21 protein-coding genes are annotated in these 18,695 nt (G+C 44.9%); 1 reads left to right on the forward strand and 20 read right to left on the reverse strand.

The features are described from left to right. Positions 1-82: 82 nt before the first annotated feature. Positions 83-1,489 carry a right-handed parallel beta-helix repeat-containing protein gene (locus V7728_RS02235; RefSeq protein ID WP_099567124.1) on the forward strand — a complete coding sequence of 469 codons (1,407 nt, stop codon included), beginning with the start codon at positions 83-85 and terminating at the stop codon, positions 1,487-1,489. Positions 1,490-1,535: 46 nt separating this feature from the next. Here V7728_RS02235 and ftsX read toward each other — a convergent pair whose 3' ends face one another. The 20 genes from ftsX to V7728_RS02335 all read right to left on the reverse strand — a co-directional run bounded on the left by ftsX (position 1,536) and on the right by V7728_RS02335 (position 18,622). Beyond that, positions 1,536-2,426 (reverse strand): permease-like cell division protein FtsX, encoded by an 891-nt coding sequence (gene ftsX / locus V7728_RS02240; RefSeq protein ID WP_007407464.1) that lies wholly within the window; start codon positions 2,424-2,426, stop codon positions 1,536-1,538. Next, a complete protein-coding gene (ftsE, locus tag V7728_RS02245) occupies positions 2,419-3,105 on the reverse strand; it encodes a cell division ATP-binding protein FtsE (protein ID WP_099567125.1) in 687 nt (228 codons plus the stop codon). Before ftsE ends, ftsX begins: the two co-directional genes overlap by 8 nt. A gap of 218 nt (positions 3,106-3,323) precedes the next feature. Continuing rightward, a complete protein-coding gene (cccB, locus tag V7728_RS02250) occupies positions 3,324-3,665 on the reverse strand; it encodes a cytochrome c551 (RefSeq protein WP_003151417.1) in 342 nt (113 codons plus the stop codon). A gap of 35 nt (positions 3,666-3,700) precedes the next feature. Further along, a complete protein-coding gene (locus tag V7728_RS02255) occupies positions 3,701-4,549 on the reverse strand; it encodes a YitT family protein (protein WP_012118565.1) in 849 nt (282 codons plus the stop codon). A gap of 169 nt (positions 4,550-4,718) precedes the next feature. Continuing rightward, positions 4,719-5,820, reverse strand: a protein-coding gene (prfB, locus tag V7728_RS02260) for a peptide chain release factor 2 (protein ID WP_099567126.1) whose coding sequence is annotated in 2 segments (ribosomal slippage) — positions 4,719-5,747 and positions 5,749-5,820 — 1,101 coding nt in all. Because the reading frame shifts where the segments join, the coding sequence is not laid out codon by codon here. A gap of 74 nt (positions 5,821-5,894) precedes the next feature. Continuing rightward, positions 5,895-8,420 (reverse strand): preprotein translocase subunit SecA, encoded by a 2,526-nt coding sequence (secA, locus tag V7728_RS02265; protein WP_007407469.1) that lies wholly within the window; start codon positions 8,418-8,420, stop codon positions 5,895-5,897. Positions 8,421-8,586: 166 nt separating this feature from the next. Further along, the gene (hpf, locus tag V7728_RS02270) at positions 8,587-9,153 is read right to left on the reverse strand and encodes a ribosome hibernation-promoting factor, HPF/YfiA family (RefSeq protein WP_003151413.1); all 567 of its coding nucleotides are present in this window, start codon (positions 9,151-9,153) and stop codon (positions 8,587-8,589) included. A 194-nt stretch (positions 9,154-9,347) separates the two neighbouring features. After that, on the reverse strand, positions 9,348-9,725 hold the full coding sequence (locus V7728_RS02275; protein ID WP_003151412.1) for a hypothetical protein: 378 nt from the start codon (positions 9,723-9,725) through the stop codon (positions 9,348-9,350). Positions 9,726-9,734: 9 nt separating this feature from the next. After that, positions 9,735-10,079: a flagella biosynthesis regulatory protein FliT gene (gene fliT, locus V7728_RS02280; RefSeq protein WP_007614086.1), complete on the reverse strand. Its 345-nt coding sequence runs from the start codon at positions 10,077-10,079 to the stop codon at positions 9,735-9,737. After that, positions 10,079-10,480, reverse strand: a complete 402-nt coding sequence (gene fliS / locus V7728_RS02285) for a flagellar export chaperone FliS (protein WP_032869562.1) — start codon at positions 10,478-10,480, stop codon at positions 10,079-10,081. Before fliS ends, fliT begins: the two co-directional genes overlap by 1 nt. Positions 10,481-10,499: 19 nt before the next feature. Next, positions 10,500-12,020, reverse strand: coding sequence for a flagellar hook-associated protein 2 (locus tag V7728_RS02290; RefSeq protein WP_099567127.1), 1,521 nt, complete (start codon positions 12,018-12,020; stop codon positions 10,500-10,502). 250 nt (positions 12,021-12,270) lie between these two features. Beyond that, complete coding sequence (locus V7728_RS02295) at positions 12,271-13,425, reverse strand: flagellin N-terminal helical domain-containing protein (RefSeq protein ID WP_059367709.1); 1,155 nt, start codon at positions 13,423-13,425, stop codon at positions 12,271-12,273. Positions 13,426-13,568: 143 nt separating this feature from the next. Then, complete coding sequence (gene csrA, locus V7728_RS02300; protein WP_003151402.1) at positions 13,569-13,793, reverse strand: carbon storage regulator CsrA; 225 nt, start codon at positions 13,791-13,793, stop codon at positions 13,569-13,571. Continuing rightward, positions 13,787-14,218 (reverse strand): flagellar assembly protein FliW, encoded by a 432-nt coding sequence (gene fliW, locus V7728_RS02305; protein ID WP_007407475.1) that lies wholly within the window; start codon positions 14,216-14,218, stop codon positions 13,787-13,789. The genes csrA and fliW overlap by 7 nt, the downstream gene beginning before the upstream one ends. Before the next feature lie 29 nt (positions 14,219-14,247). Further along, positions 14,248-14,817, reverse strand: a complete 570-nt coding sequence (locus tag V7728_RS02310) for a DUF6470 family protein (protein WP_043020595.1) — start codon at positions 14,815-14,817, stop codon at positions 14,248-14,250. Between the two features lie 90 nt (positions 14,818-14,907). Then, positions 14,908-15,825 carry a flagellar hook-associated protein FlgL gene (flgL, locus tag V7728_RS02315; RefSeq protein WP_007407477.1) on the reverse strand — a complete coding sequence of 306 codons (918 nt, stop codon included), beginning with the start codon at positions 15,823-15,825 and terminating at the stop codon, positions 14,908-14,910. 11 nt (positions 15,826-15,836) lie between these two features. Then, positions 15,837-17,354: a flagellar hook-associated protein FlgK gene (flgK, locus tag V7728_RS02320; protein ID WP_032869556.1), complete on the reverse strand. Its 1,518-nt coding sequence runs from the start codon at positions 17,352-17,354 to the stop codon at positions 15,837-15,839. 15 nt (positions 17,355-17,369) lie between these two features. Next, the gene (locus V7728_RS02325) at positions 17,370-17,852 is read right to left on the reverse strand and encodes a flagellar protein FlgN (protein ID WP_003151394.1); all 483 of its coding nucleotides are present in this window, start codon (positions 17,850-17,852) and stop codon (positions 17,370-17,372) included. A 14-nt stretch (positions 17,853-17,866) separates the two neighbouring features. Beyond that, positions 17,867-18,133, reverse strand: a complete 267-nt coding sequence (gene flgM / locus V7728_RS02330) for a flagellar biosynthesis anti-sigma factor FlgM (RefSeq protein ID WP_003151393.1) — start codon at positions 18,131-18,133, stop codon at positions 17,867-17,869. Positions 18,134-18,202: 69 nt separating this feature from the next. After that, complete coding sequence (locus V7728_RS02335) at positions 18,203-18,622, reverse strand: TIGR03826 family flagellar region protein (RefSeq protein ID WP_025285352.1); 420 nt, start codon at positions 18,620-18,622, stop codon at positions 18,203-18,205. Positions 18,623-18,695: the final 73 nt, after the last annotated feature.

Raw genomic sequence — 18,695 nt, forward strand, 5'->3', positions numbered from 1 at the left:
TGAAAACGCGAGATTGTTACATATATATGGGTAACGTATAATATTTTGTATGCAATTCATTAAATATACAGGAGAATGCGATATGAAAATAAAATTATCGATTTTATCCGCGGCGGTTCTGGCCGCAGGCATTACCGCCTTTGTCTGGCAAAGAACAGAGGCCAATGAAAAAATGCAGACGGACGCCCTGTATGTTTCTCCCGCAGGCAGCGACCAAAATGAAGGAACGAAAGAAAAGCCGTTCCGCACATTAAAACATGCGGCTGAAAAGGCAGAGGCCGGAACAACCGTATTGATTCGGGAAGGGACGTACGATGAAACGTTTGAAGTAAAGCATAGCGGCACGGCCGAAAAGCCGATTACATTTCGGAACTATCAGAATGAGCATGTCTCAATCAGCGGCAAATCTGCGCCAAAAAGCGATTCTGAAACTCCGTTAATTCAAATCCGCAATAAACAGTACATTACCATTCACGGCGTTACGCTTGAGAATCTCTCCGTATCATCAGAAGATGCGACGGCCATGGGGATCTGCGTCACCGGATCAAGCAGTCATATCAACATTGACGGCAACCATATCCGAAACATTAAAACCACGGCTGATGAGGGAAATGCACACGGTATCGCGTTTTACGGCACAGGCGCCATGAAGGATGTCAGCATCACAAATAATACGGTTGAAAAACTGACGCTCGGCGCAAGCGAAGCGGTCGTGCTGAACGGGAATGTTGACGGATTTAAGATTGCCGGCAATACCATCCGGGACAATAACAATATCGGGATTGACGTGATCGGATACGAAGGAACGTCCAAGCAAAACGACTATGCGCGAAACGGCGTCATTGAAAACAATACGGTGAGCCATAACTCTTCTTACGGAAATCCCGCTTACGGAGATGAATATTCAGCGGGCGGTATTTACGTTGACGGCGCAGAACATGTGGACATTAAGAAGAACACCGTTTACAACAATGATCTTGGGATTGAAGCCACCTCTGAGCATAAAGGGAAATACGCACGAGATATCCGGATTACGGATAACAAGGTGTACGGCAATGCTTACACCGGTATTTCAATCGGAGGCTATGACACGAAACGCGGCGGCACCATCAATTCGGTGATCGCTCATAACATTATGTATCGAAATGACACGAAGGACCTTGACGGCGGCCAGCTGCTGCTGCAGTACGGCACAAAAGGGAACACGATCGAAAAAAACATCATGACGGCAAGCGGTTCACGGATTTTTATCGCAAATGATTATACGAAAAACGAAGGCAATACCGTTAATCATAACGTCTATCACAAAGAAGCGGGAAAAGACGGCATTTGGAATTGGAAGAACAGAGAATATGATTCATTCACAGCGTACCAAAAAGGAACGGCAAACGATTCGGATTCCATTTATGCGGACCCGCTGTACCGTGACGAATCGTCTTATGACTTTACATTAAAGCCCGGATCACCGGCCCTTCCCGTCATTCAGTAACGAAACCATTAAAAAAAGCCAGTCTATATCAGACTGGCTTTTGTATTTATACACGAAGGAATTTCCGGATGGAAGTCAGACTTCCCCATACTCCGATAACTGCGCCGATCAGAATGAGCACAAGTGATACTTGGAACACAAACGGACTGTACGGCAGAAGTGAAACAAATGAGCCCTGAACTTTCGGGGCCACCCAAGCGACCATCGATTGGTACGTACTCAGCACGAGAGCGATCGGTATGATAGAACCGAATACCCCCAGCAGCAGCCCTTCCAGGAAGAACGGCCAGCGGATAAACCAGTTTGTCGCGCCGACAAGCTTCATGATTTCAATCTCTTTTCTTCTGGCGAAAATCGTGATTTTAATCGTATTTGAAATTAAGAACATCGCCGTGAACAGAAGGCCGATGATTAACGCAATCCCGATGTTGCGTGACACCCCGACGATCTTAAACAGACGGCTGACTTCTTCTTTCCCGTATGTCACTTTATACACATGATCAAGCTTCTCAATTTTTTTCGCGACTTTCGGCGTATCATGCGGATCTGTCGTTTTGACGATAAACGCGTTGTTCAGCGGGTTTTCCTGATCTTGCATTTTCATGGCCTTTCCGCTGTCGCCGAAGCTTTTGACCAATTGATCAAGCTCTTTATCTTTAGATGAAAACTCTACGCTTTGGATTCCCGAGATGTCTTTAATCTCATTCTGCAGCGTATCCTGCGTTTTCTTATTAGACGTCAGATCGATTAATACTTTAATTTCCACTTCTTTTTCAGCATTTTTAGCCATGTTGTTTAAATTCAGCATAATGACTAAAAACACGCCGACCAAAATCAATGTAACGGTAACGGCGCTGATGGATGCAAATGTCATCCATGTGTTTCTTCCGAGAGATTTAAAACTCTCACGCAAATGGCGCCCGAGAATTTTAATCATAAGAACCATACTCCCCTCTTGACTCATCACGCACAATAATTCCGTCTTCGATCGCGATGACCCGTTTCTTCATGGTGTTTACTATTTCTTTATTGTGTGTCGCCATCACGACGGTCGTTCCGCGGTTGTTAATATCTTCCAGCGTCTTCATGACTTCCCATGATGTTACCGGATCAAGGTTGCCCGTCGGTTCGTCAGCTATCACGACGTCAGGATTGTTAACGATGGATCTTGCGATGGAAACACGCTGCTGTTCTCCTCCGGAAAGCTGGTCGGGAAACTGCCGCGCTTTATGCTTCAGCTGCACAAGATCGAGCACTTCGAGCACGCGTTTTTTAATGACTGACTGCTGCTCTCCGATCACCTCAAGCGCGAACGCGACGTTTTCAAATACCGTCAGTTTCGGAAGAAGTTTGAAATCCTGGAAAACAACGCCTATTTTGCGCCGCACGAAAGGAATCTCTTTTTCTTTTACAGACGCGAGATCTTTATGATTAATCAATATTTGCCCTTTTGTCGGTTTTTCTTCTCTGTAAATCATTTTAATAAAAGTAGATTTACCGGCTCCGCTCGGTCCTACGACATATACAAATTCTCCGGGATGAATCATGACTGACAGCCCGTTAATCGCTTTTACACCGTTCGGATAGGATTTATATACTTCTTTCATCTCTATCATGAAATCACCTAATCTTTTAATTATGTCTTGCAGCCATAGAGTTCGTAAAAATACTGCGGTTTATGGCCGATTTACCAGGAAACAGATGAAAAATCTGAAAGTTCCTTTTCCTCAGTACACTTCATTATACGTCAAATTTAGACATATTACTATTACAGTTTCTTTTCATTCCCAGACCGTGAAAAAACCTTGCCCCTATAACAGGCAAGGTTTTTCTGTTATTTTTTCTGTGACAGCCATTTTGCGATCTTCGCGGCTTCCTCATCATTTACAAGATGGCTCGGCATATTGCCGCGTCCGTTTTTAATGATGCTTTCAATTTTAGCTTCATCATACTTCCCGCCGACTTCCTGTAAATTCGGGCCTCCGCCGCCTTCTAAGTCTTTTCCGTGACAGCCGATACAGCTTTGCTGATAAAGCTCTTCTCCTGCTGACGCAGATGCTTTTGATCCGCCTGAGCTGTCAGAGCTTTCTTTTTTCGATTCATTGGATCCGCCGCATGCCGCCAGCAGGACGGACATGGTCAGAACCAGCGCCAGCAGCGCCCATTTTGATTTCATATGTAAGATGCACCCCTTCGCTATTATAACCCCGTTTACGCGCGTTTGAAACCCTCGCCGAGCACCTCGCTTGCGTCTGCGACAATGACAAAGGCTGACTCATCAATTTGTTTGACGATTTGTTTCAGTTTTGTGAATTCGGTCTGGCCGACGACACACATTAAGATCGGCCGGTCATGTTCCGTATACCCGCCGACTGCGGAAATCTTCGTCACGCCCCTGTCGATTTCTTTAAACACGGCCGATCTGACGGCTTCTTCATGCTGCGTAATGATTAAAGCCATTTTGGAGCGGTTGAACCCGACCTGCACGACATCAATCGTTTTGCTTGAAATAAATACCCCGAGCATCGCATACAGTCCCTGCTCCACTCCGAAAACGAGCATCGCGCTCAGCACAATTAATCCGTCCATGATGGCAAGGCACGTTCCCAGCGACAGCCCCGTGTATTTGTGAATGATCTGCCCCGCCAGAGCCGTTCCCCCCGTGGAGCCTTTGCCAAGATACACGATGCCGATTCCCGTTCCGATCCCGACGCCTCCGAAAATCGCCGCCAGCAGTTCATGGGTCGTCGCGGCAGGCAGATCTCTTGTTAAATAGACGGCGAGCGGCAGAACGATGGAACCGACCAGTGTCTTCATTCCGAACTTCCCGCCGAGAATGATCACTCCGGCGATAAACAAAGGGATGTTAATAATCCACTGCACGTAAGCCGGTTCAAAACCAAACGTTTCTAAAATGGTGCTGATCCCGCTTACTCCCCCCGCTGCTATACGGTTCGGCAGCAAAAATACGTTAAACACGATCCCCGTAATCGCCGCGCCGATCATGATGTATATATAATCTTTGATCAGACGGAGCGGCTTATTGTGATTCACATCCATGCAAAATCCTCCGTTCTCCGATTTTCTCTCGATAGCATTTTAAGTCTTCCCGGCTTAGAAGTAAATAACAGCCAAATACCGTATTAATTTGCTAAAGCGCTGTTGTGAAAAATGGAAAAAGAGAACGGATAAAAAAACACACCTTGCCAAAGGCAGGTGTGTTCCCGGATTACGACAGTTTAGAACGTAAATAGGCGTCAATGAAGATATCGATATCTCCGTCCATAACCGCCTGCACGTTCCCCATTTCCGTATTGGTGCGGTGATCTTTCACCATGGAGTACGGATGGAAGACGTACGAGCGGATTTGGCTGCCCCAGCCGATTTCTTTCTGTTCGCCGCGGATTTCGTCAAGCTCCGCCTGCTGTTCTTCAATTCTGCGCTGATACAGCTTCGCTTTGAGCATTTTCATCGCCCGGTCGCGGTTTTTGATTTGTGAACGTTCCGTCTGGCACGTGACGACTACATTTGTCGGGAGGTGGGTGATCCGAACGGCTGAATCAGTCGTATTGACGTGCTGTCCGCCGGCACCGCTCGCCCGGTACGTATCAACTTTAATATCTTCGGTACGAATATCAATGTCGATTTCTTCATTGAATTCAGGCATGACTTCACATGACACGAATGACGTGTGACGGCGGCCTGATGAATCAAATGGAGAAATCCGCACGAGACGGTGTACGCCTTTTTCCGCTTTTAAGTAGCCGTATGCATTGTGGCCTTTAATAAGCAGTGTGACTGACTTAATTCCTGCTTCATCTCCTGGGAGATAATCAAGCGTTTCAACTTTGAAACCGCGTCTTTCCGCCCAGCGGGTATACATTCTGAGCAGCATGGAACCCCAGTCCTGGGATTCCGTACCGCCGGCCCCCGGATGAAGTTCTAAAATCGCGTTATTTTTGTCGTATGGTTCACTGAGCAGCAGCTGAAGCTCAAATTCATTCAATTCCTTCGTTAATGACTTCAGCTCTTTCTCAAGCTCTTGCTGAAGGTCCTGGTCAGGTTCTTCTTTTAAAAGATCATGTGTCATTTGCAGCTCTTCGTGAGACTCGCTCAGCTGATGATAGGAGTTCACGTATTCTTTCAGACCGTTCGCTTCATTGATGACGGTTTGGGCCTTCTGCTGGTCATTCCAGAATTCCGGTTCCGCCATCTTTTCATCTAATTCTGCAATGCGGGCTTCCTTTGTTTCGAGGTCAAAGAGACCCCCTGAAGTCCGCTAAACGAGAAGCCATATTTTCGAGCTCTGCCCTGATTTCTGATAATTCCATTCCATTCACCTCATTAAAAGATCCGGGGCGCCATAAGACGCAGACCCGGTCATGTTCGCTTCATACAGTCGAGACTATTCTGTCCGGCCGCAGCAATTTTTATATTTTTTTCCGCTGCCGCAATGGCAAGGCGCGTTGCGTCCGATATCCACAACTTTGCGCACCGGCGCTTTTTTCGCTTGTTTGGCCTCATCGCCGTCCTGCGGCTGATGAGCCGTCGTTTGGCCCTGAACAACTTCTTCGCGTTCCAGATTGCTTTCAATCTCGGCCTTCATGACGAATTTCGCAACTTCGTCCTCAATGGACTCAATCATGTGCTCAAACATTGCGAAGCCTTCCATTTGATATTCACGCAGCGGATTTGTCTGCGCATAAGCGCGGAGGTGAATCCCTTGACGCAGCTGATCCATCGCATCAATATGATCCATCCATTTTGAATCAACGGCACGCAATACGATGACTTTTTCAAATTCACGCATCTGCTCTGTGCCGAAATTCTCTTCTTTTTCATTATATTTTGTCATGATGCGGTCCATGATCATCTCATGCATTTCATCCGGTTCTTTTCCGAAGATATCGCTCTTTTCAAGTGCGCCTTCATCAAGATACGTTGAATTCACCAGCTCCACGAGGCCGTCAAGATTCCATTCTTCCGGAAGCTCCTCTTTCGGCGTATAAGCGGCAATCGCACGCTCCAGAGAAGACTTGATCATGCCTTCCACAATGTCACGCAGGTTTTCAGAGTCAATGACTTCAAAACGCTGCTTGTATATGACTTCGCGCTGCTGACGGAGCACGTCGTCATATTGAAGAAGCTGTTTACGTGAATCAAAGTTGTTTCCTTCGACACGTTTTTGAGATGATTCCACGGCGCGTGACACCATTTTGCTCTGAATCGGCGTGGAGTCATCCATACCGAACCGGTCAAGCATCGCCATCGTCCGTTCAGCTCCGAAACGGCGCATCAATTCATCTTCCATTGAAAGATAAAATTGTGTGATGCCCGGGTCTCCCTGACGTCCTGAACGTCCGCGGAGCTGATTGTCAATCCGGCGGGATTCGTGGCGTTCCGTACCGACGACTGCAAGGCCGCCAAGCTCTTTTACGCCTTCGCCGAGTTTAATGTCGGTTCCGCGTCCCGCCATGTTGGTCGCAATCGTGACAGCGCCTTTTTGTCCCGCTTCTTCAATAATCTGAGCTTCACGCTCATGGTTTTTGGCATTCAGCACCTGATGCGGAATCCCTTTGTTTTTCAGAAGTTTAGAAATCAATTCAGACGTTTCAACGGCAACCGTACCGACAAGAACCGGCTGTCCGGTCATGTAGCGCTGGGCGACATCCTCCGCCACCGCCTTGAATTTTCCTTCCATTGAGCGGTAGATCAAATCCGGACGGTCGTCACGGATGACCGGCTGGTTGGTCGGGATGGATACAACCTGCATGTTATAAATATTGCGGAATTCTTCCTCTTCCGTTTTTGCGGTACCGGTCATACCGGCCAGCTTTTCGTACATACGGAAATAGTTTTGGAACGTAATCGTCGCCAATGTCATGCTTTCATTTTGAATCTCCAGGCCTTCTTTCGCCTCAATTGCCTGGTGAAGACCTTCGCTGTAGCGGCGTCCTTTCATCAGACGGCCGGTGAAGGAATCAACGATGACGACCTGGCCGTCCTCAACAACATAATCCACGTCTTTCTGCATCGCCGCATGGGCTTTTAAAGCCTGGTTGATATGGTGGTTCAAGGCCACGTTTTTGACATCAAACAGGTTGTCGATGCCGAACGTTTTTTCAGCCTTCGTCATTCCTTCTTCCGTCAGCTGAACGCCCTTCGTTTTGACGTCATACGTATAATCCTGATCTTTCTTGAGTGTGCGGACAAACGCATTTGCCTGCACGTAAAGTTTTGTGGACTTCTGAGCTTGTCCGGAAATAATCAATGGCGTTCTCGCTTCATCGACTAAAATTGAATCGACTTCATCAATAACGGCAAAATGAAGCGGGCGCTGTACCATTTGTTCTTTATAGAGCACCATGTTGTCACGCAAATAATCAAAGCCGAGTTCATTGTTCGTTGAATACGTGATATCGGCTGCGTAAGCTTCACGCTTTTCGTCTTTTGACATCGAATTCAGGTTCAGGCCGACTGTAAGCCCGAGAAACGCAAAAATTTCTCCCATTTGCTGGGCATCACGGCTCGCCAGATATTCGTTGACCGTTACGACGTGAACGCCTTTTCCCGTCAACGCATTTAAATACACAGGAAGCGTGGACGTCAGCGTTTTCCCTTCCCCTGTTTTCATTTCGGAGATGTTCCCTTCATGAAGGGCGATGCCCCCCATCAGCTGTACTTTAAACGGGAACATGCCGGTTACGCGGCGGGAAGCTTCACGAACGACGGCAAACGCTTCGACAAGAAGGTCATCCGTCGTTTCTCCTTTTTCAAGCCGCTCTTTAAATTCTGCCGTTTTATGTTTAAGCGCCTCGTCAGAGAGATTTTCATAATCTCCTCTTACGGCATCAATGTCATTTGCTATTTTTTCGTATTTGTTCAGCGCACGTTTGGTCGGATCAAACATTTTATTTAAAATCCCAAGCATCTATAACGCTCCTCTATGTTCACATGCAGATTTTGCATGGAATAAATGATAATTTTCTGTCCATGTATACCTCTCATTATCATAACATACCTTTTGCTATTTCCAAAGAATTTGCAGGTAAAGATAGAGAAAAACCTTCCGCGCGTTCACGGAAGGCTGGATGGGTTTATTCAGTCGGTTCAATTAATCCGTATTTGCCGTCATTTCTGCGGTAAACGACGTTTGTGAGATTCGTCTCCGCGTTGGTGAATACGAAGAAATTATGTCCGAGCATATTCATTTGGAGAATCGCTTCTTCATTATCCATCGGTTTTAAATTAAAACGCTTTTGACGGACAATTTCCGGGCTGTCATCTTCAATTTCGTCCTGAACCGCTACGCCCGTATCAGCAGCGCTGCCGTTCTCGAAATAATGTTTCGGAAGACCCTGCTCGCGGAATTTTCGGTTGACTTTTGTTTTGTGCTTTCGGATTTGACGTTCCAGCTTGTTTGTTGCGAGATCAATTGCATTGTACATATCCTCGTTATGCACTTCAGAACGAAGCGCCAGATCAGTCATCGGAATGGTGACTTCAACTTTGGATTCCTTATCATTATAGAATTTTAAGTTGACGTTCACATCGGCATTGACGCTCTGCTCGAAATATCGCTCCAGCTTGCCGATTTTTCTCTCCACATGATCCTTTAACGCAGGTGTAACCTCAATGTTTTCTCCTCTGATATTGTAGTTCATCAAAGAACGCCTCCCTTTATCTAAGGATATGTAACTATTTCTCTTTTACCCCTTCTGATCCCTGCTGAAACGTTAAAATAATGTGTAAATTCGGTGAACGATGACGAATGGTGTCGGTTTTATCCGGCAGCTTCCGCCAGGATTATAAGTATATGCGGAGGACGCAGGCAAAAGACCTGCCGCTTGCAGCAGGTCTAGTGAAGAACATACGGTTTGATGCAGTCGTGCGTCTGCTCCATCCACAGCTTATAATGCGGCAGAAAGATGGTTTTTAAAAACTCCTGAAAAGGGGCGGACGGGAAATCATAATCATTTAACATGCTGAAATCCTGAAAGATCTCGTCAAATGAGCGGATCGCCGTCTCCACGCATCGGCACTCAATGATAGACAGCAGAAGCGCATGAGAGGAATCGAGATGAAAAAAAGCCTGAATCAAATCGTTGTAAATCCGCTCGCCCTCCGTCTTAAAAAAATCATCCTGCGTGTCCAACAGGTAGCAAAGCCCCTCATCAATCGTAAAAAGAAGCTGGTAGTAGGCTGACACCAAATGGTAATCGTTCAAACTTCTCAAAACACTCACCTATTTGCGTTTGTCGTAAAAACGGCCGTCACTTGTCGTTTGATGATACGGATTGAAATACGTATTATGGTAGATTCGTTTTTTCTTAAGCGTTTTTATTTCATTTCGGATACCATCCTGAATCCGTTTTACTTCGCCGGTAATCAGGCGGTCCATCGCGGCCACCTGCTGAAGCAGCGTTTTTTCTTCTTCGGAAAAAGGCGGCTTTATGCCCGCAAGCATCTCCTCCCTTTTCTCCGTAAATGCCGTAACGCTGCTGATGAGACCGTCGCTTTCCGGGGCGTCCTTCAGTGCGGCGTACATGTTCTTCGTTTCGTTATACAAAGAAAAGACATTGCTGTTCATCAGGCAAGGCCGCCCGCGCCGTGGCTGTTTTTCCGTTCACTCTGCATGGCCTGCTTCCACGTGTCGCGAAATTCAGTAACGAGCTTTTCCGCTTCATCTAAAAACTCTTCGTTATTCTGCACGTTCGCATCGATCAGTCGGCGGCGGATGTAATCATAAATGGATGACATCTGTTCAGATATCTCAATCTCCCGGTTTAACGTGATGCTGAGCTCTTGAATGATGTTTTGCGCCTTTACGATATTTTCATTTTTGGCTTCAAGGTTGTTTTGCTTCATCGCCTGCCTTGCCAGCTTAATGAATCGCAGGCAGCCGTTATAAAGCATAAGGGTCAGCTCTTCCGGAGCGGCTGTAAAGACGGATGTCTGCTGATAAGCAGCAAAAGGATTATTTATTGCCATTTTTATAAAACCTCCAAGGTTATGATGTTGAAGATCCTAACATTGACGTGAGATATGAAGATTGGCTGTTCAATTTCTCCAATGCCGTATCCAGTGCGCTGAACTTTTTATAATATCTCGTTTCGATGTCATCCAGCTTCGTTTTCATATTGGAAATATTTGTTTCTATTTCATCCAGGCTTTTTCCGATGGCAAAGCTGGTTGATACCGAGCTTTCCGTACCCGCCTGTTTTGAAATTTGGGTCTGCATTTTGTTTAAAGTGTCTTTTAATCTCCGGGCAATCCCCTGTTCCTCCGGGTTTTTGGTTTTCGCTGTATCAGGGCTGTCTGCATTAAACAGTTTAGCCACGAGAGCAGGATTCTCGGTAATTTTCTGTTTCAGTTTCGCTTCGTCTTTAATGACAAGCTTTCCTTGATCCGTATAACTATCAGACGTCTCAATTCCGAAATCTGCAAGCTGATATTTTTTCCCGTCAATCGTAACCGTTGAGTACAGATCAAGCCGCATCTCCGCCAAACCGTTCTGCAGCGTGCTGTCGCTCCGTAATAACCCGCTTTTGGCCTTTGCCTCCCACTGCTCAATCTGCTTATCGGTCATCGCTTCTCTTTGTTCATCGGTTAGCGGCTTATAATCACGGTATTTTGATTCCGACGCCTTCTCGTTTACACTTTTAATTAACGTATTGTATTTATCAACGAAATCTTTAATGTTGTTAAAAATGCCGTCCGTATCAGTCGTGCTGTTAATCGTAACCGTTTTATTGCTGTCCGTCACGCTGTTCAGCGTGTATTTGATGCCGTTGATCGTAAAGTTATTTGACGTTTTTGTCATTTCAAGCCCGTTGAACGTAAACTTCGCGTTTTTCCCTTCGGCATTGGCCGTCAGTTCATTTGTTGCATCATCAACGGCAAAACCGAGCTGATCTTTCAGAAAGCTTTTGGTTGCGTCATCACCTGCTGAAAGGGTAAATCCTTCCCCCGTTTTATTGGAAGTGAACGCAATCGTATCCACATAATCCGAGCCATTGGAGATTTTCTCTTTTAAAGCCGTCACCCCAAGGCCCGAGCTGTTCAGTTTGGAAATGACATCGTCAATCGTATCGGTCGCGGCGATCGTGACGTTTACCTCAGTCGGCTTCGTTTCACCCGGATTTGTGACATTGAATTTCAATGTTTGGCTCTGACCCGAAGTGAAATTGATGGCCCCTGATGATTTATAAGTCGTCGGTGTGGCCAGCTGCTGTACAGACATGCTCGTTGAAATATTCTGTTCAGCACTGACAGCCACCGCGCTGACACTGGAATCCGAACTTGTTACTGTTTTTTTATTCCAGTTTGTGGACATCAGCATATTATTAAATGTCGTAGAATACATGTCGGCAATCTGGGTATTCACTTCCCGATAAGCATCGCGCTTCCATTCAAGCGTCTGCTTTTGCTGGTTTAATTTATTAAGCGGCTGCTTTTCGGCATCCATCATTTTTTTCACCAGAGAATCTACATCAAGACCGGAATTAAGGCCTGTGATTCTTGTGACCATATGTACCCTCTCCTTTTCGGCGTTTAGTCGTATACGGCTCTATGACAACAGTGAGTTTCCGACTGTTTATCATATCACAGCTCCATAAATGTATGATCTTATTCTTATATCGGTCATATTAAAAGGTTTTCAATAATTTAACTGCAAAATATAATGTTTCATTTTGTCAATAGGGTTCTTTGGCTTGCTGAAGGGGGAGATAGCTGAAGAAATAAAAAAAAGACCCTGGAGAACCAGGATCTTTCCGTCATTAACCTTTCAGCAATTGAAGAACTTGCTGAGGCTGTTGGTTAGCTTGCGCAAGCATAGCTTGAGAAGCCTGAGTAAGGATGTTGTTTTTCGTGTACTCCATCATCTCAGAAGCCATGTCTACGTCACGGATACGTGATTCAGCAGAAGTCAGGTTCTCAGAAGAAGTACCAAGGTTGTTGATTGTGTGCTCTAAACGGTTTTGAACCGCACCAAGTTTAGCGCGCTCGCTTGATACTGTGTCGATAGCTGTTTTGATTGTTGTAAGAGCTGAAGACGCAGCTTTAGCTGAAGATGAGATGTCGATACCTTTTGTAGCGTCTTTATTTACTGTAGTAGAAGTTGTAGTGTCAGCTCCTACAGTAGCTTTTTTAGTTAAGTCTGCGCCATCAATAGCAGTAGCTTTAACAGCCCCTGTTTTATTTAAAGAATTTAGAACGTCTTCTTGTGATGCAGTAATAGTACCATCAGCTTTTTGCGCTAATGTTACAGTTACTGTTTTGCTAGTCTCATCATAAGACGCAGTTGTTTTATCTACATCAGCACTTCCAGCCGCAGTGAATGAAATTTTCACGGCTTGACCTTGATCGTTTCTTACTTCGAGTTCAGAGTTTCCATCAAGTGCTGTCTTCTCGCCAACTTGGCCAATAACTTTTAAAGAATCAGCGTTCATGTTGTTAATTGAAAGGCTCATAGTTTGACCTTCGTTAGCACCAATTTGGAAAGTCAGTTTGTCAGCCGTGCCATCAAGCAATTTCTTTGTGTTAAACTCAGTATCTGTAGAAATTCTTGTCACTTCAGAAGAAAGCTGATCCATCTCTTTCTGTAACTCGTCACGGTCAGAAGTAGTGTTCGTGTCGTTCGCCGCTTGTGTAGCAAGCTCGCTCATACGCTGAAGAATGCTGTGAGTTTCGTTTAATGCTCCCTCAGCCGTTTGGATAAGAGAGATTCCGTCTTGAGCGTTTTTAGACGCCATGTCTAAACCGCGGATTTGAGAACGCATTTTTTCAGAGATCGCAAGACCCGCAGCGTCATCACCAGCGCGGTTGATGCGAAGACCTGAAGATAATTTTTCCATGTTTTTTGCAGCAGAGCTTGAACCTGCATTCAGCTGACGGCTAGTGTTAAGAGCCGCGATATTGTGGTTGATTCTCATTTTGTATTTCCTCCCTGAATTGTTTTTCGCACGTCCTTGTGCATTTGCGCAGCGTCATTCTGAAGAAAATTTTTCCTCTCATTGGCTACACTATATATATCGGATGGCCGTTTCTATTGTTTATATTGAAAATAAAAAAATCCTCACTTTTTTTGTGAGGATAGGTTAAGTAATAAATCAGTATTAAAAGATACAGCTCTGTTGTTCTCTTCCAGGATCGACAAGTAGATTTCTTTCCTGTGAATATCTACGTGCTGAGGCGCTTCAATTCCCAGCTTCACTTGTTCTCCTTCGATGGCGATCACCTTTATTTCAATATCCGGCCCGATCTGAATGGACTCATTCACTTTTCTTGAGAGAACTAGCATGATCCTCCTCCTATCAGATGTTTTGTTTCATAGGAAGCATCATGTAAAATGATTTGTTTCGCCTTCATTTCCTTTTTATTGACGATAATCGGCGCTTTTAAATTGGCGGTCGTGTTTTCAAAAGGCTCTTCCAGCGTTAAAATCGCCATCACTTCGACGTCCTCTATATCTTCAATATGCAAAAGTTCAAGCGTCGCATGGTCAATGTCAAATTCGTACCCTTTAAAGAAAATAAACGGACTGGCGACAATAAAAGCGATGTGCTCCTGTTTGACAGACTGCAGCGCCAAAAACGGTGAATCTTCCGACAAAGGAAGAACAACAAATTGAGTCTCGTCATTAAATCCCGGCAGGCCGTTTTCAAATGAGATAATCTGCCCTTCGTCTATTCTGATTTCTCCGTGATATTTTGTTTTAATTATCATGCTTCACAATCCTTTACCACTTTCATCTTTTATTCTGCGTTGCCATCGTCAACCGAAATCGTCACCTTAGGATCTTGCATCATATCAATCTGAACTTTCCCCGGCGTATAATTCCATACAGGTTTATTGACGGCTGCTTCAATTGAAGGTTTGCGGGCTTCAATATCAATCGTAAGCTTTGAAGGAATACAGTCAATGTCGACGAGAAACTGCGCAGGCAGAAAGTCGCTGAATTCGCCGAATGGATCGGGCGGTCTGACATCTGCTGCCTGCCGGGCCATCACATTGCCCGTTTTCTTTTCGATAGCCGCCATTTCCTTCCCTTCCCTGACTGTTTTTGCAATAAACTCACTGCAGGCTTCCGCACCTTTCTGGGCGGCTTCAGCGTTCAGCTTTTCAAATGATTTGAGATTCAAGTTCTCCCAAGCCCTCGTCTGATCAATCGTCAGTTTGGCCGGCGTACTTTCAATGTTCAGCTCTGCCGGCGGCTGCTCGATTTTCAGGTCAGCGGGCGGCTGTTCCATCTCGATTTCTTCCTTTTGAAAGGTTATACCGATTTTAGCAGGCACACTGTCAATAATCAATCTCGGCATCTGCACAGAGACCCCTCCTGTTTATAGTATTTTAGTAAAAAAAGCGATCTCCCTGGTGTGAGTCGCTTTTTTATATATTGAAGACGATCAGTTCTATTATTTCAGGAAGTCGATCAGTGACGGCTGAATGATATTCGCATTCACTGACAGCGCTGCTCTATGGACCGTCTGCTGAGATAAATAATCAACAATCACATCTTCCATTTCTACATCTTCATTATCGGACAATACTTTTTCAGCGGTTGCCGCTTGTGATTCCAATCTTGTCTGAATGAGTTCCAACCGGTTTGTGCGTGCGCCGATATTGGATTTTTCAGCATTCATTTTATCAGTAAAACCGTCAATATCTGACAGAATTTGATCTGAATCTGCTTCGGACAGCGTGCCTTTGCTTAAAGAAGCTTCTAAGGAGTTAAGAAATTCAAAAACATTATCTCCATTTTGTGCGACGCCTCCGAAAGCTGAGTTTGGATCAGAATTCACTTTCAGCACTGCTCCGTTCGAGATGTTGATGTTAACATCCGAAGCACCTGTATAATTCTCATAGTTGTACGTATATGTGCCGTCGGCATTTTCAGTGATCGGCGGGACGTCTGAATTTGTTCCGTTAAACAGATAACGTCCGTTTACCTGAGTATTCGCGACAGAAACGAGCTGCTTTTTCAGCTGGCCGATTTCTGTACCGATTGCTTTCAATTCTGTTTCACCGTTCGAATCACTTTTCGCCTGAACCATCAAGTCCCGGATTTTCCCCATAATATCCGTTTCCGAGTTTACGCTTGATTCCGAGTTTTCCAGCCATGTAAAGCCTTGCGAAACATTCCGCTGATACTGGTTTACCTGCGCAAGCTGAGTACGGTACTGCATTCCCTTCATTGCAACGACCGGATCATCAGAAGCTTTCGTGATTTTTTTCCCCGTAGACACTTGCTGCTGAAGCCGATCGAGCTTGTCATAACTTGAGCCGATAAATCGAAGAGAATTTTTTGCGATCATCCCTTGAGTTACTCTCATTTACTTATCTCCTATCTTCCTCCGGTGCCCATACCGTTAATAATTTTATCGAATATTTCATCTTGCATCGTTATGATCCGCGCAGCAGCATTATAAGCGTGCTGAAACTGAATCATATTTGTCATTTCTTCATCTAAAGACACTGCACTGACTGATTGTCTCCGTTCATCGGCTGAAAGGGTGTTGCTTTCAGAGTTGTTCATAAGATTGGCCGCTTTTTGTGAATTAACGCCCAGCTTTCCGATAAGGGATTCATAAAAGTCATTAATTGTAGTGGTTTCACCGTTAATAGTCAACTTGCTGTTCTGTACGGCTGCAAGATTTGTCGCGTTGGTGCCGTCACTTTTTTCTCCGTTTAACGACGCTGCGATATTATCAGTAGACGCAAGGATTTTGTCACTGACTTTTATTTTCGCTGCCGCACCTTTTGCCGGCACCGCTTCACCGCCGCTGAAATCAAAAAATGCTGCACCCTGTTCGCCTGTATAGGTCTTCCCTTTTTCATGAACTGCATTAAACGCGTCAGCAAAGGACAGCGCCATATTGTCAAGAGCCGTCAGCATTTCAGGATAAAGACCTTTTTCTTCTCCATTTGACATATAGCCGTATGATTCAATAAGACCTAAGAGTGAGCCTTTTCCGGTAAATGCATCCGCATTGACCGTATTGCTGCCGACTGACACACTCGACACGAGGCCGCTGTCCTTATCGTAGTTGATTTTCATTTCTGAAACTGTTTTTGTGTTACCGTCGAGCAGCGTACCGAGAGAATTGTTGTTTCCGTTCAGCAATTCAACGTTAACCGTGCCCTCAGCAGTCGCCAAGGCATGTCCGCCCGACTTATTATATGAAACTTTAATATTTGCCATAGAAGATAATTGATCAATCAATCTGTCTCTTTGGTCATACAAATCATTAGGGAGCATACCGCTCGGCTCAACTGCCGCTATTTGATTGTTAAGGTCATTCAGCTGATTGAGAATGGAATTGACCTGATCCGCTGTGTTATCCAGATTCTTTTTAATATCACCCTGAATGTTAGTCAAAGAGGTAGATATATAGTTAAAACTTTCGGCAAGAGATTTCCCCTGCTCCTGCAAAACTGAGCGCGCTCCCGTATTTTCCGGATTCGTCGCCAGATCCTGAAGGGCATTCCAAAACGAACTGAGCGATCCGTTTAATCCGTTATCGTCAAGCTCTTTCATGACGCCTTCCATTTGCGACAATGAATTGGAACGGGCTGTATAGTACCCTAATTTTGTATTTTCAGTTCTGTACTGATAGTCTAAAAAACTGTCTCTGACGCGCTCAACTGAACCGGCTTTTACTCCTGTTCCGATTTGGCCGGCCGTCAGATCACTGTTTTTTGATACAGCGGGATAAGGGCTTGTCGATTGTAATGTGACGCGCTGCCTCGTATATCCTTCTGTATTTGCATTTGCAACGTTATTTGAAACTGTGCTCAATGCAGTCTGCTGCGCACTCAATGCACGCCTTGCTGTTTCCAGCCCCATAAAAGTCGATGGCATTGAAAATCCTCCGTTCTAAGCTTTTGAATCGAATAATGTCAAACGGCTGACAGGCTTGCGCGCCGCTTGCGGCTCTTTATAATTCATATTCTCTTTTTCACCCGGCATGATCATATCGAATGCCCCGGAGATGAATTGTAAAGCCTGAATCGTGAGCTGTTTGTTCATCTCATTCACTTCTTTCAGACGGTCAAGAAGCGCAGACAAAGAGTGAAATAACCCTTCAAGCTCCTGTTTTTCACTGCCTGAAGTTCTGGAGATGCATGCAGCAATTGTATTGTCCTCACCGCGGCTGAGAAACTGAGAAGTTAACCTGATTCGTTCTTCCTCAGTCTGCCCGATTGCCTGAATATACTTTTGCTCTTTGGTCAATATGTTGGAGAGCTCTTTTGTTTTACCTGCTTTCAGCGCTTCCGTTTTCTCCTCAGACAGCGTGAGCAGATGTTCATGCAGTGCGCAAAGTCGCTTCAGTTGATCAATAATTGGCTTTGCTGACATTGGCTTTCTCCTTTTTATTGCTTTTTATAGAAATTCACTATGTTTTCAGCGATGCTGTTTGAATCTATTTTATATGTTCCGCTCTCTATATCCGCTTTAAGCTGAGCGATTTTTTCCTGTCGTGTTTTAGTGACCGCATCTGACGCATTTTGAAGCTCTTTTGCATGAGAAGAAATTTCCACTTTGTCCTTCGGCTTTGCAGCCTCTTTTTGTACGGCTTGCTTTTCGTAATTTTTTTGGTATGGATTAACGGATTGTGTTCCGTACTGATTGATTTTCATAGGATTCCTCTCGCTTTCTGTTCGCAGTCTAATTCTTTTATCGACTGCGTTATCAGTTAGTTTAGGGAATCAGGTGTTTTTGGTATTATAGGCATAGTATGTGTCTTTTGTACTGTTTTTATCTTCGAATTCAGCGGCTGTTTTTTGGTTCATATGGTCTAATTGCGACTCAATATCTGTCTGACAGGACTTGCAAAATTTCCCCGTCCTGATTGGATTTCCGCACCTTTCGCAAGGATATGCCAAATTCGGAAGCTGGCTGATCTGAATTCTTTTTTGTTTGATAAACTTGAGGATCAGCTCTTCATCCACACCTGTTTCCTCAGTGATCTGCTGCATCGTCGACTGTCTGTTGATCTGCTTTCTCAAAAATTTATAGACGGTTTCAAATGCTTTTTCTTCTTCTTTAATACATGCCTGGCACACGGTCTGCAGGTTCGTTTTAAAAAATAAAGCATTGCATTTTGGACAATTCGCCAATTCACCCATCGTATTAACTCCTATTCCTTCTTTAATCTGCCTTATATTTCTATCAATTATATCGGCAGAAAAAAAAAATGAT

Source organism: Bacillus sp. JHAA (assembly GCF_036961585.1).
Lineage (GTDB): Bacteria > Bacillota > Bacilli > Bacillales > Bacillaceae > Bacillus > Bacillus velezensis.